The following is a 25175-nucleotide window of genomic DNA, read 5'->3' on the forward strand; positions in this document are numbered from 1 at the left end:
ATTGGAGATCGGTCAGTCTAGTAAACTGTTTAATCAATGCTTTAATGTTTCGTCACTGCAAAGATGGTACGATCTCCATTCTTCGCAATTCCCAAACACCTTCTTAAAATAGTAAAGGAAACCGTTGATGCTATTACCATATACTTTGATACAAAACAACAGGCATTCCGTTATCTTCCCGGACAATACCTTAATATAAAATGCCTGATCAACGGAGAGCAGGTCATCCGGTCCTATTCCCTCAGCTCTAAACCATCTGATCAATTTCCCTCCGTAACGGTAAAACGTGTTGTTGGCGGAAAGATGAGCAACTACCTTGTAGATCATGCAACTTACATTTCTATCTGGGACATAGAAGCGCCATTCGGTAATTTTGTTTTGGAAAAGCAAATTGCGGAACATTCACCAATAGTGCTGCTGACTGGCGGTAGCGGCATTTCACCACTGTTTTCTATGTTGAAAAGCATGGAGGGAAATGCAAAAATCCCTTTGCTTATATACAGCAATAAATCGCCGGAGGAAACCATCTTTTGGGACGAACTAGAAACACTGCAGGCAGATGGAAAGCTAAATTCCCATTATTCGTTTACTTCCGACGCGTTTGTATCATCCAAAATCAACCATGTTGCAGGGAGGTTTTCTCTGATTATGCTCCGCTCAATCATTAGGAAACAAATTGCAATATTAGAAGAAGCGCATTACTACATCTGCGGCCCGGCGGGACTGATGGACCTTTACCAGCAGGCTTTACTCGGTCTGAATATTCCGCAACGACAAATCCACACCGAGTATTTCGGTCCTGTCCAGGAAGAGAATCCGGTAATTGAGAGCGATGGGATTTCAAAGGATATTATTGTAAACCATTATGAGGATCATTATATTCAGGATGAAATGCAGACCTACGAATGCACCTCACTGGTTGAAGTAAAAGCCGGGCAATCGCTTTTAGACGCAATGCAGGAGCATCATATCAAAGTCCGGAGTTCCTGTAAGAACGGAACCTGCGGTGTTTGTTGGGCGGTCAAAAAAGATGGTGAAGTGCGGATGGTCAATAATCATGCGCTTACAGAACAGGATGTATCCGAAGGAATTATACTGCTGTGTCAGAGTTACCCGGTGGACCGGGAAGTTACCATAAACCTGTCGTGATCGTGTGCCCGAGAAATGAATTGAATTCGAAAAAATAGCCATGTACCGGATATTTCTAAGGTTACCTGAATCTGCTCTCCCTGCACTATAATTGTTAAGCACTTTTAAAATATTCCGACAATTTTACATTCCACAAAATTCTATAAACAAAACAAGAAATAGTGTAGTATTTTGTTTTTTATAAAACAGGACTTTTGGTTTCGTAATTGCGTGAATCTAAAATGTCTTTTAATCCGTGAAACTATTAATAAAAGGAATGGTGTGCGATAGATGTATTTACGTTTTATCCGAAGAATTCCCAAAACTTGGTCTGGAAATTTCCGACATCCGATTAGGTGAGGTAATTCTAAAAGAAACGAACGAGATCTCTATTGATCAACAAACTATTAGATCCATGTTACAAAAAAATGGATTCGATTTAATATACGACAAGAAACAAAATATCATCAGCCAGATAAAAAATGCCGTTGAAAAAGGTATCCGTGAACAACTGGATACGGGCGAACCGGTTAAGTTTTCAATACTTATCAGTAACGAATTGTATAAGGACTACGATTCACTGAGTTCCATGTTTTCGGCTCTGGAGGGATACACCCTCGAAAAATTTATTATTTCTAAGAAGATTGACAAAGTAAAAGAGTTGTTGATCTGCACGGATCAAACGCTGTCAGAAATTGCATCTTCATTAGGATACAGTAGTTCGGCTCATCTCTCCAATCAGTTAAAAAAACATACAGGATTTACGTCTTCCTATTATAAATTAATGAGACGTCCCGAGATGTAAAATATACATTTTATCAAAAGTATTTCTGCAAACCCTTGTTCATTTAATATGAACTGGGGTTTTGTTTTTTATTGCTGTTCCATTCCAATTTATCTACACGAATTCATTTGTATTCCAAAAATAACGTAACGTAAATCTCACAACTCTTACCCGTAACTGTGTAAGAAGCAAAGTAGCATCGGTGCATAATTTTGCCAAGTAAATTATAATCGATTGTTACATTCTTAAACATTAATAACATGTTATACAAACATACTATCCAGAGGCTGGTAATGTTAATGCCCCTATTGGGTATTCTATTGATTGCTTGTGAAAACAAGACTGAAAAAGCACCCGAAAAAAAAGTAACTGCTAACGCCGATGCCAGCAAATTGCCAGTGGACATTAGCGTTGCGGAGGAGCAGCAGCTGGATCAGGAAGAGGCGCTGGTGGGAACGATGATGCCTTATCGTGAAGTTGCCATCGTCAGCGAACTACCGCAAAAGATAACCCGGGTAGCCTTTAAAGATGGCAGTTTCGTAAGCCAGGGGGCTGTGCTTTACACTCTAAATGACGCCGACATCAGATCTCGCTTGAAACAGCTGGGGGCAGAATTGGAGCTTGCCCGGCTTAACCAGGACAGGCTGAGCAATCTCTTAAAGACCGAAACTGTGAGACCGCAGGAACACGACGAAGCGGTGATGCGTTTCCAGTCCCTGTCCGCACAGCAAGAGTTGCTTCTGGTAGACCTGGATAAGACTGTAATCCGGGCCCCGTTTTCAGGAAAAATAGGCATTTCAAAAGTGCATCTGGGGGCATATGTTTCGCCTGGTGCAGAATTGGTGACACTGCAGGATCAGAGCAGCATCAAAATCAATTTCTCTGTTCCTGAAAAATACCTACCCTTGATACAGAACGGGAAAAAAGTAAGGTTTACTGCCGAGTTGTCCGACGAAGAACATTCGGCAACCATCAGTGCTACCGAGCCCGGCCTTGACGCCCAAAGCAGGAGCCTGCAGGTACAGGCCGTAGCGGCTAATGCGGGCGGGCAATTTAGGGCAGGGCTGTCGGCCAAAGTCTATTTCAGTGTTACCAACAAAGCAGCAAAAGGCATCATGGTGCCTACAGAATCCCTGACGCCCGGAGAGAAAGGCTATTCTGTTTTTGTGATAAAAAACGGCGTGGCGAAGCCCATGGCAGTAACAATTAGCAATAGGACAGAATCGCAAGCGGTCATCACATCCGGTGTCGCTACTGGCGACAGTATCATTATTTCAAACATACTGCGCCTGGGAGACGGGACTCCCGTCCAAGCCGTCGTGTCCAAATAATCAATTTCAAATCATAGCATTATGAGCTTATCATCTTTAAGTATAAAAAAACCGGTTTTGGCCGGGGTGTTTTCCCTCTTGCTTATTATTTTGGGAATAGTAGGATGGAAACAGTTAGGTGTTCGTGAATTTCCGTTAACAGAACCGCCCGTTATTTCGGTCATTACATTCTATCCCGGTGCAAGCCCGGATGTAATCGCATCCAAGCTTACCCGACCAATGGAAGAATCCATTGCGGAAGCGAACGGAATACGTACCATTTCTTCTGAATCCAGAGAACAGGTAAGTGTGATTTCTATCGAATTCAACCGTGAGGTGGACATAGAGGATGCGCTGAACGACGTCAGGGACAAAGTGGCAAAATCCCGCAAGCAACTTCCTACGGATGTAGATCCGCCAATTGTGCAAAAGGCATCTTCACCAGACAATCTGGTGGCGTTCCTCGAAGTCGAAAGTGACACCAAGGACATCAAAGAGGTAAGTCATCTTGCGTCTACGGTCATCAAAGACAAAATGCAATCCATCCCTGGGATCAGTAATGTAGCGATTGTTGGCGAACACAAATACGCCATGCGCCTTCGTTTTGATCCCGCAAAACTTGCTGCTTATCAACTGACTCCGGCAGACATTCGCCAGGCTTTGGCGAGAGAGAATATTGATTTACCTGCTGGTCGGATAGAAGGAGCCAACAGCGAACTTAGCATCCGTACAATGGGCCGTCTTACTTCGGTAAAAGATTTTGAAGAAATGCTCATCAAGCAAGTGGGCGCTACGGTAATACGTCTAAAAGATGTTGGTTCTGCCGAATTGGGAGAAGTGAATGAGCGTACTGCTATTATCAACGAAACCGGAAACCTGAACCGCATTGGTATCGGTGTTGCTATTCAGATACAGCGTGGTGCGAACGCCATTGAAGTGGTTGATGAATTTTACAAGCGGTTAGAGCAGCTGCGCAAAGAAGTTCCGTCGGAATACCGTTTGATTGTTGGGTTCGACTATACCAGTTCTGTACGGGAATCTATCAAGGAGGTGGAAGAAACCCTGTTCATCGCTTTCGGGCTGGTGGTGTTGATTATTTTTCTATTTCTACGGGATTGGCGCTCAACCATCATTCCGGTATTGGCTATTCCGGTATCCATCATTTCTGCATTTTTTATCATGTATGTGGCGGGTTTTTCCATCAACATATTGACTCTTTTGGGATTGGTGCTTGCCATCGGGCTGGTGGTAGATGATGCCATCGTTGTACTTGAAAATATCTATAAAAAGATAGAAGAAGGCATGACGCCCATACAGGCTGCGTTTAAAGGGTCCAAAGAAATTTATTTTGCGGTTGTTTCCACTACCATTACGCTGGCAGCCGTTTTTCTCCCGATTGTTTTCATGGGTGGAATCAGCGGGCAGCTTTTCAAAGAATTCGCTATTGTGGTATCGGGGTCTGTAATGATTTCGGCGTTTGTAGCACTGACACTCACACCGATGCTGAGTGCCTATTTCCTAAGAAAAAAAACAAAACCTGGTTGGTTTTACCGTGTAACCGAGCCATTTTTTGTCGGTATGAATAATGGATATGCTCGCTTGCTCACCGCATTTATGAAGGCCAGATGGCTAGCCTGGGTCTTTTTGCTGGGTACTACCGCACTCATTTATTTTGTTGGTAAAAAGCTTCCTTCAGAATTGGCGCCGATTGAAGACCGTTCCAATATGAATCTCATCGCCGTTGCTCCCGAGGGGGTTTCGTTCGACTATATGAAAAAACACATGACCGAAGTTGGGAAATATGTGAACGATTCAACTGATGGAATTTATCAAACCTATTCGATGGTTGCTATTTCCTTCATTCCCGCTCCGGCACCCGTGAATGTGGCTGTACAAAGTATCTATCTTAAAGATCCTAAGCACAGAAAGCATAGCGTCCAGGATTTGTACAACCAATATGGCGCTGCATCAGGACAATTCAGGGGATTTCTTCTGTTTCCCTATCTGCCACCAACGATCGGGAGCCGTTATGGCGGAGGAATGCCGATACAATTTGTATTGCAATCACAAAACCTCGATAGTCTGACAGCGGTGCTTCCAAAATTCCTGGCAGCGGCACGCCAAAGCAAAAAACTAATGTTTATTGATACCGATTTGAAGATTAATAAACCAGAAGTAAAAATAAATATCGACCGGCAGAAAGCTGCCTTAATGGGTGTATCTATGGAGGAAGTGGCACAAACGCTACAACTCTCGTTTTCTGGCCAGCGTTACGGATATTTCCTGCGCAACGATCGTCAGTACGAAGTAATCGGGCAGTTGGATCGTGAATACAGAAATGACAAAAGCGATTTAAATGCGATCTATGTTCGTTCGGCCTCTGTAAAAATGATTCCATTGAACAACCTGATCACAACGGAAGAATCCGTAAGTCCAGCCGCTATTTACCGATACGACCAATACACTTCTGCTACCGTTTCGGCTGCTATGGCACCCGGAGTGAGCCTTGCCGAAGGGATACAGGAAATCGAAAAGATAAAGCTGGAAGTATTGGGTGAAACCTTCAAAGCAACGTTGGCGGGCCAGTCGCGCGACTATACCGAAAGCCAGGGCAACATCACCTTTACGCTTATTCTGGCATTGATACTGATCTATATGATTTTAGCCGCACAGTTTGGAAACCTGCGTGATCCGTTAACCATTATGCTCACCGTGCCAATGGCAATAACCGGCGCCATTCTCAGCCTGTCCTGGTTTGGTCAAAGTTTAAATGTGTTCAGCCAGATCGGGATTATTACGCTGATAGGACTGATCACCAAAAACGGTATTCTGATCGTTGAATTTGCCAATCACCTGAAAGATTCAGGACTCTCAAAATTCGATGCAGCGATACAAGCAGCAGAGCAACGCTTCCGTCCGATCCTGATGACATCGCTGGCGATGATATTCGGAGCATTGCCCATTGCACTCACGGCCAACAGTCGCCAGTCATTAGGGATCGTGATTGCCGGAGGACTTGTCTTTTCCGGAATACTGACCCTGTTCATCATCCCTGCTGTGTACTCTTATTTATCCAGCAAAAAAGGTGAAACCGTGATTGTGGAAGAAGATATCGAAGACGTATACAAACCAGCGGTAGTGTAACTATTTTAAATCCCCGAGAAGACTATATGAAAACGAACATCTTATATACAATTACCGTGCTGCTATTGATAAGCAGCGGTAATGTATTGCTTGCTCAGAAAAGGACGCTTGCCCTTACAGATGCATTGGAAATGGCAAAACAAGGGAACAAGGCACTCCAGGTACAGCTTTTGGAAGAAATACAGGCCAAAGAAATGGTCCGGGAAACCAAAAGTGGCTTGCTGCCCAGCATTTCAGCGAATGCTGCCTATTCTTATTACTTCGAAAGACCAATTATATTCTTGCCAGGCTCGTTTGCTGGTACCGATAAACCAGTGCAGGACGTTGCCTTTGGTGGAAGAAATGTCTTTAATACATTCGTGTCGTTACATCAGCCCATTCTTGCTCCTGCCATACATGAGCGCACAAAGGCCTCGCAAATCAGTGAAAAGATCGAGATCGCAAAAACGGCCGATCTCCAAAGCCGGGTAGCACTTCAGGTTTCTACGCGTTATCTGGATATGTTGATGATGAACCGTCAACTTGGTTTGCTGGATCAAAGCCTGCAGCGCAATGTCAAGGTGCTACAGGATTCCCGGTCGCTGTTTGCCCAGGGAAGAAACCTGAAGTCAGATACTCTGCGGAGTTTTATTGCCGTAGAAAATCTTAAGTCCTCTGTTTCTTATTTAAAAAACAGCATAGATGTATCCGGCATTGAGCTTAAAAGGCTGATTGGACTGGACGGGTCGACGGAAATAGAACTGACTGATGAGCTTGAGCCTGGCGCAGAAACGAGCCAAAGCGAATTTCACAAAGTTGATGAGGCATTTCAGATTGCCGAAAAGAACCGAAACGACCTTAATGTACAAAAACTGACAATCGACCTGCAGCAGAAAAAAATAAAGGCCTCGCAGGCAGAGCTGCTGCCGGAACTGTCGCTAATAGGGCAGTATCAGCTACAGGCACAAGCCGATGATATGAAATTTGGCCAGTATGTCTTGCCGAGAACCTCGTTTTTGGGTCTGCAACTTAGCGTGCCTGTTTTTAATGGCAACCGTACCAAATCTCAAATCAGCAAGGCAAAGATTAAAGCACAGCAGGAAGATATACGCCTTAATGATTTGAAAGACAAGGTTAAGACAGAACTCGCCACGACTATAAGCAAATGGAAAGAAGCCACTTCGCAACTGGATATCCAGAAAGCAACGGTAAAGTCGGCAGAATTGAACTACCAGATGATGGAGGACCGATTCCGGAATAGCTTAGGTTCAAGGCTTGAACTGACAGATGCTGAGTTGGCTCTAACGCAAGCCAAAATAAACTACCTGAATGCTGTGTATAATCTGCGGATGCTTCATATCGAGTTACAACATGCTCTTGGGCTGTTAAATCTATAATTCTCACCAACAATCAGATATTAAAATGAATACGGATGTATCGCCCGAAACGGGCAAATCTGCCCCATACAGTAAGCGTTGGTCAGCACTATTTTTGCTATGTACCGCACAATTTGTCGTGATAATGGATACCTCCATTATTGGAGTTGCCTTGCCGGCAATAAAGGAGGACCTCGGCTATTCTCAAAGCGGCTTGCAATGGATTTTTAACGCATATGTTATCTCGTTCGGAGGCTTTTTGCTGCTCGGTGGGCGCTTATCGGATCTGTTCGGTGTCCGCAAGATATTTATGTGGGGCTTTGCAATTCTTTCCGCCGCATCACTTCTGGCAGGTGTAGCCTGGTCGGAGGCGGCACTTAACATCGGAAGGGCTTTGCAAGGATTGGGTTCTGCGCTTATTGCTCCGGCAGCGCTCACGCTCGTGCTGTCGAAGTTTCCCGACCCCAAAGAACTCCATAAAGCGTTAGGCTACTGGGGAGCTTCTGCTGCTGCCGGCGGTTCGGCCGGAGTTTTCCTTGGTGGTGCTATTACCGAATGGCTGTCCTGGCATTGGGTATTCCTCATTAATATTCCCGTAGGACTTGTTGTACTATTTTACAGCCGAAGCCTGCTGTTTAAAGGCGATACTCAAAAAGGGAAAGTGGATGTTGAAGGTGCAATTTTGGCAACATCAGCATTGGTATTGACGGTGTATGCCATCGTATCGGCAGAAGGTGCAGGATGGCAATCGCTGCAGACCATTGGGTTGTTAGGTCTTTCTGTGTTTCTTTTCTCCATCTTCTTTGTCATCCAAAAGCGGAAAAATGTGCCGTTGATACCGCTCACGATCTTCAAAGTCCCTAATCTTTCATCGGGCAACCTGGTGATGGCTTTGTTGGCTGCGGCCTGGATACCATTATGGTTTTTTCTCAATCTATATCTACAGCAAACGCTGAATTATTCTGCCTTCAACAGTGGCTTGGCATTGCTACCGATGACGATTGCAATCATGTTTTTGATGGTAGGTATTACAGGTAGGCTGGTAGCCAGGTTTGGTTTCAAAGCAAATCTGATCACAGGACTGATCACACTTACTGCTTCGCTGCTCCTGTTTAGCACTGTTCCGCCTGATGGAACATTCCTGGTTAACGTATTGCCTGCATCGTTGCTGGGAGCGTTAGGGATGTCGCTGGCATACATTCCCGGTACGATAGCTTCGATGTCGGGTGCCAAACCCGAGGAAATGGGACTGGCTTCCGGGTTGGTAAATACAAGCTATCAGGTGGGTTCGGCTCTGGGTCTGGCCATTATAGTCGCCATTTCTGCTGCAAAAACCAACGCCGTTAAAACAGCGGGGGAAGCTGATATTACCTCACTGAACGCAGGTTTTCAAACCGCTTTTCTTGCAGCTGCTGTTGTAAGCGCGATTGCCGCTATCATTACGGTTTTTTCTATAAAACCCCTTAAACTGTAACTTAGGACCGGCTTGCTGGTTTTGCTTATGAGCACAAGGTCCGCCGGTACTGCCTCAGTAAATCTTACAAATCAAATCGAAAATAACGTAAAACGGAGCTGCTTTTGTTTGCCCAACTTTGTATCATCAATAAAAAATAAAAAAAATGGAAGACAAGAATTTTCAGTTTAAGACAAACATCAACTGCGGGGGATGTGTAGCTAAAGTAACTCCTTTTTTGAATGATGCCGAAGGCGTTTGTCATTGGGAGGTGGATACCACCAACAAGGATAAAGTGCTAACGGTAAAATCCGAAGGGATTACCGAGCAGGAAGTTATGGAGATCATCCAGAAAACGGGCTTTAAAATAGAGCCTTTAAATGCTTGAAAAAATGGCGTATATTAAATCATTAAAACAGCAATAAACCTGGGGCAAGTAATTGCAGAGGCATTTGAGCATTCTGCAATTACACCCATAACAAATCATCACATATGAAAAATCATGCGCATACAGACATGGAAAGTATTTTCGCTTGCCCAATGCACCCGGAAGTAATCGGAAAACAAGGCGACAACTGCCCTAAATGTGGGATGGAGTTGAAGGCGGTTCAATCGAAAAACGCTCACGAGTACCAGGTACAGTTAACCACGTCGCCAAAAACTGTCGAGGCAGGAAAAGCTACTGAACTGACGATTGTTATCAAAGGAAATGAACAAATTGTGCCATTGGATATTTCTCACGAAATGAAAATTCATTTGATGGCAGTCAGTGATGATCTAACCTGGTTCCGGCATATACACCCGGAAGAGCAGACAGACGGTACATATATCGTAACAGAGACATTTCCTAAAGACGGAAAGTATCTTTTGTTCGCAGATTTCAAACCAAGTGGCGCGCCACAGGCTTTACACAGACAAGAAATTGAAGTGCAGGGAAACTATGTAGCAGGCGATGAAGAGATTACAAACAAATGGATCTCAGAAACCGATGGATATAGGGTAGTCCTCGAAAACGGAATTGATTTCAGAACCAACAAAACGCAGGACCTGGAAATATCCATCGAAAAAGACGGAAAAAAATTAATAGAAGCTGATCTTCAACAATACTTAGGCGCATCAGCTCATATCGTTATGATTGGCAAGGTGGGCAAAGAATTTCTGCATATTCATCCGGTATCTGACAGCCGTTTTCCAGTTTTTGCACAAACACATATCGAAAAAGCGGGCGTTTACAGAATGTGGGCACAGTTTAAAATAGATGGAAAAGTACATACAGCAGATTTTACCGTTGATGTAACGGAAGGAAAAAAAGGTGCAAACGAAGAGAAGTCACACGCTCATCAACACTAAAAAGTGTAATTTTGGATGTTGAATAATATAATACAGCATTTTAAATGAGAATAATATCAGTTAGACAACATCCAGAATACAAAGAAAAAGCTATAAAGTACTTGCAAGAAAGTTGGTCAGAAATTTCTCCCATTATTTATGAAGACTGCATTTCAAACAGCATTCAGGCAACACAGTCTTTACCTCAATGGTATTTATTGGAAAAAGAGGGAGAAATCATTGGCTGCGCAGGATTAATTACAAATGACTTCATCAGTAGAATGGATTTATATCCCTGGGTTTGTGCGATTTACATTGATGAAAACCATAGAGGCAATGCTTACGGTTCATTACTTTTAGAAAAAGCAAAAGAAGACACAAAATTAGCTGGATTTAAACATTTGAACTTATGTACAGACCACATAGGATATTATGAAAAATATGGATTTGCCTATATCGGGCAAGGTTATCATCCTTGGGAAGAGCAATCGCGAATTTATCAAATAGAAGTATAACAAATGGCTGTTCCAACCAATAAAGAAGAATTACAAAAAGCGATTGCTGAGCATTTTTCCAAATTAAATAATGAATTATCTACAATTCCTTCCGATATGACCAGCTTTCAAGAATTGGAAGGGCATTCCAAAGGAACAATAATGAGCATCAATAATTTGTTGGCTTATCTTGTCGGTTGGGGAGAATTGGTTTTGAAATGGAACAAAAAGAAAGACAATAAAGAAGTTGTTGATTTCCCTGAAACGGGATACAAATGGAACGAACTTGGTAAACTTGCTCAAAAATTCTATGCAGATTATAAAGATGATGACTTCAATATTTTAACTAAAAAATTGAACAAAACCGTTGAACAGATTTTAGAATTGATAGCAAACAAATCGAACAAGGAACTTTACGAAGTAAGCTGGTACGAAAAATGGACTTTGGGGAGAATGATACAATTCAACACAGCTTCCCCTTACACCAACGCAAGAGTAAGAATACGCAAATGGAAAAAGGGAAAAAACATAAAATAATAATACTAGCAAAGGTTAGTAACAGCTTCTTTTCTTTCCAGATTGCTATCTATCAAATAGAAGTATAAAAAATGGAGACCAATAAATTAGACAATCCAACCTGGCATTCTTTGAGCGAAACCCATAAAGTTTTTGCGGTGGAGTTTGATGGCATCAAGTTTTATCATCCAGATTACTGTCCTTTCGGTGGTTTTATAAATTCTGATGAAACTGCAACCGGAATTGAAGCATACGCTTCACTGACGAACAACTTTTTTGTAGTGGGAAACAAACCAAATAGTAACGATACTGTTCAGCTGAACAACGAATTGATTTGCAATCAGATGGTGCTTGATAAGCAAAGTGATGTGGAGATAATGGAGCACATCGTTGAACTTCAAACAGAAATTCATAAGCTTGATTTGTTTAATCTTGTGAATTTGGTTCAGCCCGGTTATTTCAAAAATAAAACATCAGATTTAGGAAATTATTTTGGTATTTATAAGGATGAAAAACTGGTTGCGGTAACTGGTGAACGAATGAAAATGGATGCATACACCGAACTAAGTGCTATCGTTACACACCCAAATTTCACAGGAAAAGGTTATGCAAAACAGTTGATAAAATTTGCCAGCGACAAAATTTTCAACGAACAAAAAATCCCGTACTTACATGTCGCCAATACCAATATTGGAGCCATAAAACTATATGAAAAACTTGGTTTTAAAACCAGGAGACCAATCAGTTTTTGGAATTTTATTGCAAAATAGAGATGACATATCAGCATAAATACAACGATAAACACGATGTACATCAGTATTATGCGGGAAATTATTGCCGCATCGGTGGTCCGACTTTTTTCTCTGATTTTTCACGGATAAGGTTTGAGAATTCTGATTTCAATCCAGACGGGTGTATTTGGGAATTATGTTTTGTTGACAGAAATCCGTTGTAACATAATTTGAATATTTGCTAAATACATTCATCATTATGTATTTTTTTAAAGTCAAGCATGGATATAAAATTAGCTAAATACATAGATAGTGATTTTGATCTTTTCAAGACGATGGTAAGTGATGATGAGACAATGAAATATATAGCTGGAAATGGGTGGACAGAAAATCAAGCAAGGCTTCATTTTGACTCAATGCTTGAAATTAATTGTAAAGAAGAGGGATTAGGGTTCTACAAAGTAGTCAATCAAGAAAACGAATTTATAGGAAATTGCTCACTGGAACGCTATAAATATGATTCTGAAATTATTGAAATCGGATATGTGCTAAAAAAAGAATTTTGGAGGAAGGGATATGGATCTGCAATATGTCAGGAAATACTTGCTAAGGCCAATCATTTATATTCTGAATTGGAGGTGATCGCAATTGTAAATCCTGATAATCTTGCTTCGAAGAAATTACTTGAGAAGTATGGTTTTGAACTTTATTTTAAAGGACTGGAAGACGGTCAATTTTCTGAGAAGTTCATATTGAAAAGGCTAAGTGTTGATTAGAGATATGGTAACATGTAAAACCGCAACGCACGGTATAAAATATAACTTCTTAAAATTAAAATTCTATTGATCAAGGGCCACAGGTAAATTCGAGGGCGTTGAAGATGCCTTCGGCGTGATACCTGAGGATGATTTTATTTACATAATTAATACAATGGCATCCTGAATATACGAATGTGCGTCGTTGGGGTGACAGATTTAGTTCCTTATCAGCATACGCTGATGTAAAGCAAAAAAACGTCTCAAACTGTAACGTTGTTAGCCATCTCTAAAATGGTCCTTTGTGATTTATCCTGTCGGCATTTGCTGATTTTCCCGGCATTTCGCCACGCTTTCCCTTCCCTGAGATTTCTGTGCCATTTTCCCGATGATACCAGTCGGGAGTCAGGTTTTCGGGTGCCGTGTCGCCTGTTTCGGTTTGCCAAGTATGCAATACTTTTTTCAATGCTGCGATCTGCGTTTTGTATTTAGCATCCTGTATCAGGTTGTGCTGTTGTAGAGGATCTTTTCGGTTGTCAAAAAATTCTTCTGTTGGACGCGGCGAGAGAAAGATCTCGTTTTGATAAGCGGTTATCGTTCCGTCTGCTTTTGCCTTTTTGAGTGCTTTCGCGGATGGGCTTTGATTCGCGTCGATTGGTCCTTCATTGGTCAGCCGAGGTCTGGCATTTGTTAGGTAAAGGAAGTCCAATGTCCGGACGGATCTTTCCAAACCTTCGTAATCGTGCCAGTTGTGTTCGCCAAAAACATACTTCCTGAAAGCTGCGGCAGGCTCTTTCAACAGTTTTGCAAAACTTACTCCCTGAATCGTTTTCTCCGGTTTGATCCCGGCTAATTCCAGAAGAGTAGGAGCGATGTCAATACTGCTCACCAGGCCTGAAATGTTTTCACCTTTTTTGACAATACCATTTGGCCACTTTATGACGAAAGGCGTTTTCAGTCCTCTGTCCAATACCCGTGTTTTTGCGCCGGGAAATGCTCTGGCATTATCAGCCGTGAATATGATGATGGTGTTATCCGCAATTCCCTGCCGTTCCAGTTCCTTTTCGAGCTCGCCGATGTAGTGGTCTATGCGGGAAATTTCATTGTAATAGTACGCCAGATCCTGGCGGGTTTCTTTGGTGTCAACCAGCGAAGGTGGTACGATCACCTCGTCTGGTTTGTATGGTTTTTCAAATTCGTCATTCGCAGACCATTCACGGTGCGCATCATAAGGAGCGAGCCAGAAGAAAAATGGTTTGTCTGCCGGTCTTGCTTTCAGCAGGCTGATCCATTGGTTTTCACCACCTTCTCCGTTTATTTTTTTGTCGGTAATAAGCGTATCATAGGCCCGGCGGGAATTTTCGCCTTCATGCCATTTGCCAGCCAATGCCGAATAGTATCCGTTCTTTTTGAGCACTTCCGGGAAATACGTAAGGTGCTTCGGCAACGGCGTATGTAACTCCGCAGCACCGGTATTGTGCGGATATCTGCCAGTCAGAATGCTCGTCCGGCTTGGGCTGCATGAACTTGCAGTCAAAAAAAGATTGTCAAATTTCAGTCCGTTTTTTGCCAGCCGGTCAATATTGGGAGTTCGAATTGCCTGGTTGCCATAAACGCCGATATCCTCCGCACTGATGTCGTCTCCAATGATGAAGATAATGTTCGGCGATTTTTCAGGAGCTCCGGTCCAATACATTCCCGCCGACAAACAGCAAATGCTGAAGAGCAATAATGGGACATACCATCTTCTGTTTTTGTTCATCGTTTTTTTGGTAAAATAAATATTATTTTTCTGTTTTTACTTCCAGTCCTTCCAGCAAAAATGCCGCCGCATTGGAATCGTATTCCGAATTCTTCAATTTGGCAATTTTCTGTAAATCCTCACGGATAGGAGTGAGTTCGGCCGGTGACGCTGCCGTCAGTGCGCTCAGGATTTGTACTCTCAGCATGGTATTGCTGTCGGACAGATTTCTGAAAAATACCGGCAGCGCTTTCTGTTTTTCTCCAAAATGATACAATGCCTCGGCGGCTGCAACCTGCACATAAGCTTGCGGATCATCAAGTAATTCAGTTAGTTTTTTTGAAGCAGCTGTTGCATCCTTGCTCAAAACCAACGCGCCGGTTGCCGCCCAGTAACGGATAACGGGATCTTTATCACTCATTTTTTTAATCAGTAAAGGCAACTTCCGTTTATCTCTGGACGAGGCGGCAGTGGCGACTTCAAGTACTTTTCCGATGTTGTATTGCGCTGATCTGGCATATTCGTACGGTGTAGTGGTTTTGGAAATTTCTTCCAAACCAGCCTCCGGAATAAAACCCGGATCGTTCAGTCTTGTGATCTGTGCAAATGTTGCTTTTCGCAATTTTTCCAATACAGGTTTCAGTTCGGCCTTGCCGGCGAGGTTGACAACATTATCAGGATCGGCCAACACATCGTATAGCTCCTCGGATGGTTTCTGACGGAAGAAGGCAGATTGAACTTCGTTAAGCCTTCCGGCTTTAAATTCTCTTTCCCATGATTTCATCGAGCTTGCCATCCACATAAACTTGATGTGCTGACCATATATTTTGTGTGGCATAAAGTTGGCAACATAACGGTATTGTTTGTCGCGTACGGTTCTTACCAGATCGATTCCGGCATCCATCCGCCCACGGGAACCAAACGCAATCGGCTTGGCATCATCCGGCGTTGCCGCTTTACCCAGAAAAGCTTTTCCCTGCATGTATTCAGGAATTTTAACACCCGCCAGACTCAGCACTGTTGGTGCAAAATCGGTGAAATCAATCAGTCTGCCTGAGACAGAACCTGGTTTTAAAGGACTTGCGGACCGGTACTTTTCAGGAATCCGAATAATCAGCGGGATCCGCAATCCGGATTCGTTCATAAACCGTTTACTGCGCCCGAGAACACCTCCGTTGTCGGCGTAGTAAAATACAATCGTATTTTCGGCAAGACCGGCCTTTTCCAGATCTTTCAGCAGTTTGTCCACCTGCGCATCCATATCCTGAATTTTGTCATAATACAGCGCCCAGTCGTGTTTCATTTCCGGTGTCGACGGATGATAGGGAGGAATGCGCACCTTTTCAGGATCATGGCGCAGGGCAGGTTCTTCAAGAGGAACCCGCTTGGCAGCCTCGGCTCCGGCAAACTGGCTGTACATCTCCCGTTTGGCAGCGGCAGAAAAAATGGAGCTTTCGTGCGTTGTTTCCAGATTAAAAACTGCAAAAAATGGCTGATCCTGTTTTCTGTTTAAATAAGTCGCCTTGCCGCTGTATTCATCCCAGGCCTGCAATTGGTCTACCGTATTGTAATCCTTTTTGGCATTATTGGTGGTATAATAACCTGCTTCGCGCAGATACCTCGGGAAAAATTTGACAAAATCCGGCACCGGATAACTGCTCCGCATATTTTCTGTGCCCACCGAGGAAGGATACATGCCGGTAATGAGCGTGGCTCGTGACGGGGCACAAACAGCCGCCGTACAAAAGGCATTTTGATATAAAATCCCTTCCTGTGCCAGTTTATCAATAGCAGGAGTGGTGGCAAATTTATCGCCGTACGCGCCTATAAATGGACTGTTGTCTTCGCTGACAATCCAGAGTATGTTGGGTCGGTCAGGAGTTTGTCCTATTGCCTGATTAGTAAAGAACAGGACAAACAGTACAATGTACAAACGTGATTTTTTCATGGGTTCTGTGTAATGGCTGGGTTCACATCAATGGCGCTTTGAGGTATCGGGAAAAGCAATTTATCGGCAGAAACGGGAATGCCTTTACTGGTTAAAACAGCTGCTGCGCGTCCGGTTCTGGCAAGATCAAAAAACCTGTGGAATTCAAAAGCAAGTTCTGTACGCCGTTCGTGCTCAATCGCCAATGCGAGTGTATTGTATTTTGCAGGATAACCAGTTTGTCCGAAACCTGGCAGACCAACCCGTGCCCGAACCTGGTTGAGATAGGCAGGATCTCCGGTAGCTTCTGAGTAAAGCAAAAGTATATCGGCATAACGGATAATTTCAAAATTCTGCCCGGCATATCGCCACAAAGGATCGAAAAATTTGAGCGTAAACGGATAGGCTATAAACTGATTGGTTTGCAGGTCCGTGTAACCCGGATATATTGACAAATCCTTTCTTGGATCATTCGCTTCATATTCACTGATCAAATCTGCCGTTGGTGTGTTCAATCCATCCCCGCGGAATGTTTCGGTACTTGCAGGAAGGTGAAATGCAAAGTGAAAAGGTGTGTAAGCCTGTTGATGCAAACTATTCACTTGGTTCTGACCAGCAAGGTATTGCACTTCGAGAACCGACTCTTTTGAGTTTTTTGTATCTGATTTAAAAAGGTGTGCAAAATCGCCTGAATTAACGGCTCCGTCCCGGTTGGCATCCAGAGAAAACAGTCCGATGTCTATAACTTCTTTGAGTTCAGATGCAGCCTTTGCTTTATCTCCCTGAATCAGATAAACCTTTCCCAGCAATGCGGATGCAGCATATTTTGTCGCACGACCAATATCTGTCCCTGTATAACTCGCCGGCAGAACAGATTTGGCGGCGGTAAGGTCCGTGATGATCTGCTGATAAACTGTCTCTTTCTTTTCTCTGGCATATTGATAACTTTCCGTTGGAGTCACCACGGTAAGCGGCAAAGGGACATCGCCCCAGGCTTGTACGAGATTGAAAAGGATGACAGCGCGAACCAATCTGGCCTCTGCTTTCAGGCGCTCTTTTAATGCAGGCTGGCTGAATGTGACATCTGTTTTATCCAGTTGCAACAAAACATTATTGGCGATATACAAACCGTTGTAAGCCGTTTCCCAAGCCAGTTTTAACTTACCATTATCAGGCAGGATTTTATGCTTGTTAATCTCTTCGGGAAACGCATTCGCCCCGCTTGTAAACTGGATGTAAACATTGTCCGAAAACAATTCACCGTACAGATCAGGAATTCCGCCTGCGTCATAAATACGCCCCAGCTGCCTGTAAACATCATTGGTAGCCTGGACAAACTGGGTTTCGGTTTTATAAAAACTGCCGTCGGTTAGCCTTGTTTCGGGATACAAATCCAGCAGACTTTCCGAGCAGGAAGCAAGCAGAAATGTGAATGAAATAGCGAGATATCTGTTTATATTTTTCATAAAATCTGTCGGAATTAAAGGCCTATGTTGATACCGAATGAATAGGTTTTGGAAGTAGGGTAGGGATTGGCATTGACACCACGGCGGGATGCATCGGTCATATCGCCGCTGAAATTTTCAGGATCGTAAACAGGAATGTCCTTATGCGTAAACAGGTTCTGCCCTGTCAGATAGATACGCAGCGATGACAACCTGATTTTTTCCAGAATAGCAGCCGGGAAAGTGTAACCGAGCGTCAGGCTTTTTAGTCTGAAATAGGATCCGTCCTGAATCCAGTAGCTCGAAGGTGTCTTTTCATATCCGTTCTGATCAACAGAAAGTTTGTAGTGATAACCATCACCCGGTTCTGCTTCCGAACGCCATCTGTTCACTGCGCTTTGGTAATAATTACGGCCTTCATGATACAGCAACGAGCGGTGAATGTTTTCATCCAGCACATCGTTGCCCTGCACACCCTGAAACAGGAAACTGAAATCGAATCCTTTGTAAGAGAAGTTGTTGGTCAGTCCCCAGATAAAATCAGGATTGTAATTCCCGATTTGCGTGCGGTCGTTGGCATCCAGTTTGCCGTCGCCATTTACGTCAACATAACGTCCGTCGCCCGGTGTAGCTGTACTGTAATGAGCCGGATCGGCGTCGATCTCACCCTGATTTTTGTAAACACCATCATATTGGTATCCATAATAACTGAAAATCGGGCTGCCTACTTTGTTGATTTTCTGCATGCCGCTGAATACCGATGGCGTGAAAATCATTGGCGCATTGTCTGGCCCGAGCGCCAAAAGCTTATTGCGGTTTCCTGAAATGTTGAAACGTGTGCTCCATTTAAAACTTCCTTTTGAAATATTGTGAGAAGTGATGCTGAGCTCTATACCTTTATTTTCAAGTTTACCAATATTTTTGAATACACTCGTAAATCCGGACACAACCGGTACCGGAACGTCCAGGAGCAATCCATCGGAAACGGAGCGGTAAAAATCTCCCTCAATATTGATGCGGTTGGATAATAAACCCAGATCAAAACCAATGTTGAACTGCTGCGTGCGCTCCCATTTCAGATCCGGGTTGGTGATCGCAGAAGGATAATAAGATGCGCCCAGCGTATTACCAAAAGCTACCCGTCCTTGTGTCACCGATCCGATCCAGCGGTAATCATCAAAGCGGTCGTTACCCGTAAAACCATAACTCGCTCTCAGTTTCAGCTGACTGATCTGCGGAACCGATTTCAGGAACTCTTCCTGTGAAACCACCCAGCCAGCCGAAACTGCTGGGAACAGTCCCCATTTGTTATTGGGAGCAAAACGTGAAGAACCATCGCGCCTCAAACTTGCAGATACAAGATATTTTTCCTTGAAATTGTAATTCAAACGCCCGAAGTAAGAAATGAGCGCACTTTTGTTTTTGTTATCCATCGATTGGAAAACTGTTCTTCCTGCGCTCAATGCCTTCAGTTCATCGTTGTCGTAGCCGCGTCTTTCCTGTAAGGTGTAGTAGTAATTACTGCTGTTGTACTCGGTACCGATAAGAGCGGATAAGTTGTGGCTTCCAAAACTTTTATCGTAGGTTAAAAGATTCTGATACGTGAAATTCAGTGTCCTGGCATTGGCCACGGACATACTTCCTTCGGTGTAATAAGCCGGTCCGAGTTGGTGGTCCCTTGCTGCGTAAGTGTCGTCGTCGGTGCGGTTGTAGAAATAATTCAGGGCCGTTTTGAAATTCAGACCGGGTAATAGTTTAAATCCTGCAAATACATTCCCCAATGCGTTGAACCTGCGGTGACGGATGTCATCGGTGATCTTGTATAGCGGATGTCCGTTTTGCGGACGGAAAAGAATGGCGTTGTAATTTTCAAAACCAGGTTGATTTGCCGGTGCTCCCAGATATCCGTTGGCACTGTAAACGGGATAAATGGAAGGATACTGAACTGCCCACTCAGCAATACGGTTAAACGGTTCTCGTTCCTGATCTAATGCAAGATTGGCAGACCCGCCAATTTCAAGCCAGTCGGTTACTTTGGTAACGGTGTTGAGGCCAATGGTGTATTTACTGTAATCGGAGGTTTGGATAATCCCCTTTTGTCTCACAAACCCACCGGATACCAGATAAGTCGATTTATCCGTTCCGCCGCTCACGCTCAAATCCAGTTTGTTGACCGGCGTGACGCTGTAAATTTCATCCTGCCAGTCGGTATTTACCAGATTCTGAGGGTTATCAAAGGCAGTTGGCCAGGTGTACCGATAGTTTTTTCTCGCCTCCAGTGTATTCGGTGCAGAAGGATCGCCTCCGCTTTTAATCCAGCCATTTTGTGCAGCGTCAATAGATGCCTGTGCATATTCGGCAGAGTTCATCACCGGGATTTTGTCAATCACCTGCTGAACGCCTGTTACAAAATTCAAATCAAGTTTGGCATGTCCCGATTTTCCCTTTTTTGTAGTGATCAATATAACCCCATTTGCTCCTCTCGAACCGTAAATCGCTGCTGAGGCCGCATCTTTCAACACCTCAATGGATTCAATGATGGCAGGATTGATTAGGTTGAGGTCATAGTTTGGAGTCGGCAAACCGTCAACTACGATCAGCGGTGTGCTGCCTGCGGAAGCGGAATTGATCCCTCTCACTTGTATGGATGTAGATGTTCCCGGGCGTCCGTTGGCTGTGATCACCTGCACACCGGCAATTTGTCCATAAAGTGTCTGTCCAATCTCCGGCGCTGGTCTTCCGGCAATTTCGCGGTCAATTTTGACCGTACCAACTGATCCTGTGATATCGCCCCGCTTCTGTGTTCCGTAACCTACCACCACAACCTCATTCAGGTTTTGCAGATCATTGCGAAGTGTAATATTGATTACCGACTGATTGCCGACTGCCACTTCCTGTTTGATAAACCCGATAAAGGAAAACACCAGCACCGCATTTTCTTCGTCTACCACAGCCAGACTGTAATTTCCATCCTGATCCGTTACGGTACCTTTGGTGGAGTTTTTAACCAGAATACTTACCCCGATAAGCGGCTCATTCTTCTCATCGGTAACCTTTCCGGTTATCACTTTTTCTATGGGTTGGTGGTTGGTAACACCCGCCGGTTCTGGGGCTTGAGGTAGTGCGACTGGCAATGTACGCAATACAATTACCTTGGACGTGGCCTGGTAGCTGATGCCTAATGGTTTAAGGTAATTATCCAGCACCTGGCCAATCGGTTCGTTCACTACTTTCAGAGAAACCTTGCGATTGGCATCAATGACTTTCGGACTGAATACAAACCGCACGTCGGCCTGCTTTTCAATTTGCTGTAACAGCTGACTGATTTTCTGTTCTTTCAAGTTGAGGTTTATTCTTCTTGTAAGTAAATCCTGAGCATGGATTTCGCGGGCAAATCCGCTTTCCAGAAAGCCGATAGCCAGAAGGATTTGAAGCAGTCCGATTTTCATGAGGCGGATCCATTGATTGTGAGCAAATACACTTTTTTGCATACCTTTAAGAGGTTTTGTTATGGTAAAACATGTAATGGAACTTTCCGAAATGGTCTCTCATTCTCGAAAACTGCAAGACCATTCGGGCAACTTTTGGCCGGTGTTGTTGACGCAACGCCGGCCTTTTTACTGATTGATTTTGGTATTGGTAAAGTGTTCTGGGAATTTATCTGTTGATGGACAGACTGTGTTGCTGATCTTTCAACAACCCGGTCCGGTGATGGTGACTTTGCCCTCGCTGACTGTGTAGGTGGCGTTGATAGCCATGCAAATGGCATCCAGTTTTTCCAGAAGATGCAGGTCCGCCAGGTTGGCCATCACTGCACAATGCTTCAATTTTTCCTGATCGAATTCAATGTTTACGCCGTATGCTTTACGGATATCTGCAAATAATCCGGACACCGGAATTTCACTTTGCATTTCAATCGTGCTTTCGGTTTTCCCGGCTGGCACGGCGTCCATACGGGAGCTGTTATCCTGCTTGTTGAGTGTGAGCTGCTCGTTTGGTTCAAGCAAGTTTGGTTTTGCGCTATTTTTGCCATCTGTTTTATCCTCGTAATAAACAGCCACTTTTCCGGTTTTTACCCGAACGGTGATGTCATCATCCGCTTCAAAAGCACGGATGTTAAAACTTGTTCCCAGAACTTTGGTCACCGACTTGCCTGCGTACACAAAAAACGGTCTGTCAGGATTGCCGCTTACTTCGAAAAAGGCTTCTCCTGTAAGCTGAACCTCTCTTTTTTGTTTTTCAAAATGTTTCGGAAATGTAATGTAGCTCCCTGGTTTTAATACAACTCCGCTGCCGTCTTCAAGCCTAATCAGCTGTGAAATACCGCTTCTGTTTTCTTTTCGGATTGTTTGATTGTCAGCGGTTTGTATGGTGGGCGTGTCAAGTATTCTTTTTCCTGCAAAAAACAGCCCGACAGCAACCAGGACAGATGCCGCAACACGAAGGAGCATTTTCAAAGGAAGCGTCCGGGCTGGTTTGCGGGAAGTTTTGAGCAGTATTTCCCTCACCGAGCCAGTCCGTTCGTTATCGGGCAAAGCGCTGTTCTTCGTTTTTATGGAACGTATAATTTCCTCCGCTTCCAGAAAGATCCCGGCCTTTTCCGGATTTGAGAGGATCCAGTTGTCTTTGGCAAGTTCTTCCTCTGGCGTTGGGCGCAGTATGAGTGTTCTGAAACTTTCGTCCCATAGTAACTGCTCCAAAGTGTAATTGAGGTACTTGTCCATGTGTATGATTTCTCTTCCAAAACCATTAGACACGCCGCCTGAGCCGATACCCTGTTTTTGAAAAATAATTTTCAAAATATTATAGAAACCAGCTGAATACGGCCATCAGGGAAATGTAAGCTATTGATAGCCAGTTTTTTCTGAGTTGGGTGAAAGATTTTTGTAAAAAGTTGGAAACAGACTGCGGCGTGATCTGCATCACTTCGGCGATTTCATTTCTATCCAGATCCTGAAAAAAACGGAGGTAAACGATTTCTTTCTGGCGCTCGGGAAGATCATTAAGCAGAGCGGTGATTTTACGGGTCAGGTATAGATTCTGCTCACGGGCAATGAGTGAATCCTCAATAGTAAAAACGGTTTCAAAAAGCACCTCTGGCAGTTCAGAATGAAAGTCGACAAAATCGTATTTCACTTTCCGGTGTATTCTCCGGCGCAAAGAGGATAACAGATAGGGACGAGCCGGAATAGACTGGTCCAGAGCCTGACGCTTTTCCCAGATATTTAAAAACACATCCTGTATAGAATCCTTTACCAGATCTTTGTTTTTGGTGAATTTTGAGCCATACTGAAACATCAAAGCGTAGGTGGTGTCTACCAATGATTCAAAAGCCGCGGAATCACCAGCGATAAACAAGTGCCATAGTTCCTCTTCGGATAAAGATGCGGCCATGGGTTTTCCTTTTTTAATAATGATCCAGATTGCAGAATGATGCAAATATAGTAGTTAATTTATATTGTCCATAGAATTAATAGAGTATGTTGTATTATTTGCAGAAGTCTGCCATTGAACAGGCTTGCAGTATTTAAGATTTACGGTAGGGACTGCAAACACAAGGATTTCTTGACACAATAAGTTGGAGTTGATAATGATCGCTTAGAGGGTATATAAAAGAGCTTATATTTGAAAGTTATGTTTAATGCAGGAATGAACCTGCAAGCCTGAATAACCCGGAAGAAAATGAATGACAACGACCCGAAACGACTTTCAAGATTGACTGCAATTTTAACACAATTGCAAACAAAACGACTTTTGACTGCCTCTGAGCTAGCGAACAAATTTTCGGTTAGCAGCAGAACAATTTATAGAGACATTAAAGCATTGGAACAGGCGGGCATTCCCATCCTGACAGAAGAGGGGAAAGGGTATAAATTAATGGATGGTTACCGGATTCCGCCGGTAATGTTTTCCGAAAGCGAGGCCAATGCTTTGATCACAGCGGAACAATTGGTGCTGAAAAACAAAGATGCGTCTTTTGTTAAGGACTACGCTGATGCGATCAGTAAGATCAAGTCGGTATTACGAAACAACATAAAAGACAAAGCTAATTTACTCTCCAATCGCCTCCTATCGGGACAAAATGCCAATAACGACCGGACAAGCAATAACTTATCGACCCTCCAGTTGGCTTTGACACATTTCAACCTTGTCAAAATAAAATATCATTCGCACGAAAATAACCAGACCACGGAAAGAATTATAGAACCTTTTGCAATTTACACATCACAGGAAAACTGGTTGCTGGTAGCACTTTGCAGGATGAGAAATGATTACAGAGCGTTTCGCCTGGACAGGATTGAAAGTTTGTCGGTTCAAAGCCAGACATTTGAACCTCACAAAATAACCTTTGAGGAGTATTTTGAATTTTGTAGAAAAAAATGTCCACCACCCTTGACATAGGGTTGTCACAGCAGCATTCGAGCTTTGCAACCTAATCAAAAACAAAAGGATAATGAAAAGCTGCTTTGAAAACTTAATCCTCCTTGTATTAATGTTATGCTCATTCCCGACACAAGCTCAAACACAATCAGAAACCATGAACAATCAAACCATCGACAAATTTTATGTAATCGGAATTAGGACAAGAACAACCAATGAGAATGGACAATCGGCCAGGGACATTGAAGCATTGTGGAGCAAGTTTTGGGGAGAAGAGATTCAAAAGCAAATTCCAAATAAAATGAGTGATGAAATTTATGCGGTTTACACGGATTATGAAACTGATTTTACCAGCCCTTACACTACAATTGTAGGGTTGTCTGTAAGTTCGCTGGAAAATATTCCCGAAGGATTTATTGGTATAACAATTGAAACAAGTGCTTACCAAAAATTTGTTTCCCAAGGTAAAATGCCTGAGGCTGTCTTCAATACCTGGCTGGAAATATGGGGAAATAAGGAGTTAGGGTTAAAACGAGCCTATAAATCAGACTTTACTATTCACGGACAAAAATATTATGATGGGGATAGAGCGGAAGTAGAAACTTTCATATCTGTTAAAGACTAACCACTGTGGTCTTTAATTCTACAATGGTTTAGTCTTTAACTCTCTGTAAGATGAGGC

At 43.4% G+C, this 25175-nt stretch carries 20 protein-coding genes; 14 read left to right on the plus strand and 6 right to left on the minus strand.

What is annotated here, in order from left to right:
• Nucleotides 1–63 precede the first annotated feature (63 nt).
• The 12 genes from LZG71_RS29055 to LZG71_RS29110 all read left to right on the plus strand — a co-directional run bounded on the left by LZG71_RS29055 (nucleotide 64) and on the right by LZG71_RS29110 (nucleotide 13020).
• Nucleotides 64–1149 (plus strand): flavin reductase family protein, encoded by a 1086-nt coding sequence (locus tag LZG71_RS29055; RefSeq protein ID WP_233826575.1) that lies wholly within the window; start codon nucleotides 64–66, stop codon nucleotides 1147–1149.
• 235 nt (nucleotides 1150–1384) lie between these two features.
• On the plus strand, nucleotides 1385–1933 hold the full coding sequence (locus LZG71_RS29060) for an AraC family transcriptional regulator (protein ID WP_233826577.1): 549 nt from the start codon (nucleotides 1385–1387) through the stop codon (nucleotides 1931–1933).
• A gap of 239 nt (nucleotides 1934–2172) precedes the next feature.
• On the plus strand, nucleotides 2173–3243 hold the full coding sequence (locus LZG71_RS29065) for an efflux RND transporter periplasmic adaptor subunit (protein ID WP_233826579.1): 1071 nt from the start codon (nucleotides 2173–2175) through the stop codon (nucleotides 3241–3243).
• Nucleotides 3244–3264: 21 nt separating this feature from the next.
• Complete coding sequence (locus tag LZG71_RS29070) at nucleotides 3265–6366, plus strand: efflux RND transporter permease subunit (RefSeq protein WP_233826581.1); 3102 nt, start codon at nucleotides 3265–3267, stop codon at nucleotides 6364–6366.
• 26 nt (nucleotides 6367–6392) lie between these two features.
• The gene (locus tag LZG71_RS29075; RefSeq protein ID WP_233826583.1) at nucleotides 6393–7742 is read left to right on the plus strand and encodes a TolC family protein; all 1350 of its coding nucleotides are present in this window, start codon (nucleotides 6393–6395) and stop codon (nucleotides 7740–7742) included.
• 25 nt (nucleotides 7743–7767) lie between these two features.
• Nucleotides 7768–9195, plus strand: a complete 1428-nt coding sequence (locus tag LZG71_RS29080; protein ID WP_233826585.1) for an MFS transporter — start codon at nucleotides 7768–7770, stop codon at nucleotides 9193–9195.
• Nucleotides 9196–9340: 145 nt separating this feature from the next.
• On the plus strand, nucleotides 9341–9562 hold the full coding sequence (locus LZG71_RS29085; protein WP_233826587.1) for a heavy-metal-associated domain-containing protein: 222 nt from the start codon (nucleotides 9341–9343) through the stop codon (nucleotides 9560–9562).
• A 104-nt stretch (nucleotides 9563–9666) separates the two neighbouring features.
• Nucleotides 9667–10524, plus strand: a complete 858-nt coding sequence (locus tag LZG71_RS29090) for a heavy metal-binding domain-containing protein (protein WP_233826589.1) — start codon at nucleotides 9667–9669, stop codon at nucleotides 10522–10524.
• A gap of 44 nt (nucleotides 10525–10568) precedes the next feature.
• A complete protein-coding gene (locus LZG71_RS29095) occupies nucleotides 10569–11018 on the plus strand; it encodes a GNAT family N-acetyltransferase (RefSeq protein ID WP_233826591.1) in 450 nt (149 codons plus the stop codon).
• Nucleotides 11019–11021: 3 nt separating this feature from the next.
• Nucleotides 11022–11534 (plus strand): ClbS/DfsB family four-helix bundle protein, encoded by a 513-nt coding sequence (locus LZG71_RS29100; protein WP_233826593.1) that lies wholly within the window; start codon nucleotides 11022–11024, stop codon nucleotides 11532–11534.
• A 71-nt stretch (nucleotides 11535–11605) separates the two neighbouring features.
• Entirely contained in the window at nucleotides 11606–12283 is a 678-nt protein-coding gene (locus LZG71_RS29105) for a GNAT family N-acetyltransferase (protein ID WP_233826595.1), read from the plus strand.
• Nucleotides 12284–12525: 242 nt separating this feature from the next.
• Complete coding sequence (locus LZG71_RS29110; protein WP_233826597.1) at nucleotides 12526–13020, plus strand: GNAT family N-acetyltransferase; 495 nt, start codon at nucleotides 12526–12528, stop codon at nucleotides 13018–13020.
• Nucleotides 13021–13288: 268 nt separating this feature from the next.
• On the opposite strand, the gene LZG71_RS29115 is transcribed toward LZG71_RS29110, so the two are convergent.
• From LZG71_RS29115 to LZG71_RS29140, 6 genes are all read right to left on the minus strand, one after another.
• On the minus strand, nucleotides 13289–14761 hold the full coding sequence (locus LZG71_RS29115) for a sulfatase (RefSeq protein WP_233826599.1): 1473 nt from the start codon (nucleotides 14759–14761) through the stop codon (nucleotides 13289–13291).
• Nucleotides 14762–14783: 22 nt separating this feature from the next.
• Nucleotides 14784–16688 (minus strand): sulfatase-like hydrolase/transferase, encoded by a 1905-nt coding sequence (locus LZG71_RS29120; protein ID WP_233826601.1) that lies wholly within the window; start codon nucleotides 16686–16688, stop codon nucleotides 14784–14786.
• Nucleotides 16685–18133: a RagB/SusD family nutrient uptake outer membrane protein gene (locus LZG71_RS29125; RefSeq protein WP_233826603.1), complete on the minus strand. Its 1449-nt coding sequence runs from the start codon at nucleotides 18131–18133 to the stop codon at nucleotides 16685–16687. The genes LZG71_RS29120 and LZG71_RS29125 overlap by 4 nt, the downstream gene beginning before the upstream one ends.
• Before the next feature lie 14 nt (nucleotides 18134–18147).
• On the minus strand, nucleotides 18148–21603 hold the full coding sequence (locus LZG71_RS29130) for a TonB-dependent receptor (protein ID WP_233826605.1): 3456 nt from the start codon (nucleotides 21601–21603) through the stop codon (nucleotides 18148–18150).
• A gap of 201 nt (nucleotides 21604–21804) precedes the next feature.
• Entirely contained in the window at nucleotides 21805–22911 is a 1107-nt protein-coding gene (locus LZG71_RS29135) for a FecR family protein (protein ID WP_233826607.1), read from the minus strand.
• A gap of 4 nt (nucleotides 22912–22915) precedes the next feature.
• The gene (locus tag LZG71_RS29140) at nucleotides 22916–23506 is read right to left on the minus strand and encodes an RNA polymerase sigma factor (protein ID WP_233826609.1); all 591 of its coding nucleotides are present in this window, start codon (nucleotides 23504–23506) and stop codon (nucleotides 22916–22918) included.
• A gap of 288 nt (nucleotides 23507–23794) precedes the next feature.
• Here LZG71_RS29140 and LZG71_RS29145 point away from each other — a divergent pair, with 288 nt between their 5' ends.
• Both LZG71_RS29145 and LZG71_RS29150 read left to right on the plus strand, forming a co-directional pair.
• Nucleotides 23795–24514 (plus strand): YafY family protein, encoded by a 720-nt coding sequence (locus LZG71_RS29145; RefSeq protein ID WP_233826611.1) that lies wholly within the window; start codon nucleotides 23795–23797, stop codon nucleotides 24512–24514.
• Nucleotides 24515–24650: 136 nt separating this feature from the next.
• On the plus strand, nucleotides 24651–25118 hold the full coding sequence (locus LZG71_RS29150) for a GyrI-like domain-containing protein (protein WP_233826613.1): 468 nt from the start codon (nucleotides 24651–24653) through the stop codon (nucleotides 25116–25118).
• Nucleotides 25119–25175: the final 57 nt, after the last annotated feature.

The sequence above is a fragment of the Dyadobacter sp. CY312 genome (assembly GCF_021390535.1).
GTDB lineage: Bacteria > Bacteroidota > Bacteroidia > Cytophagales > Spirosomataceae > Dyadobacter.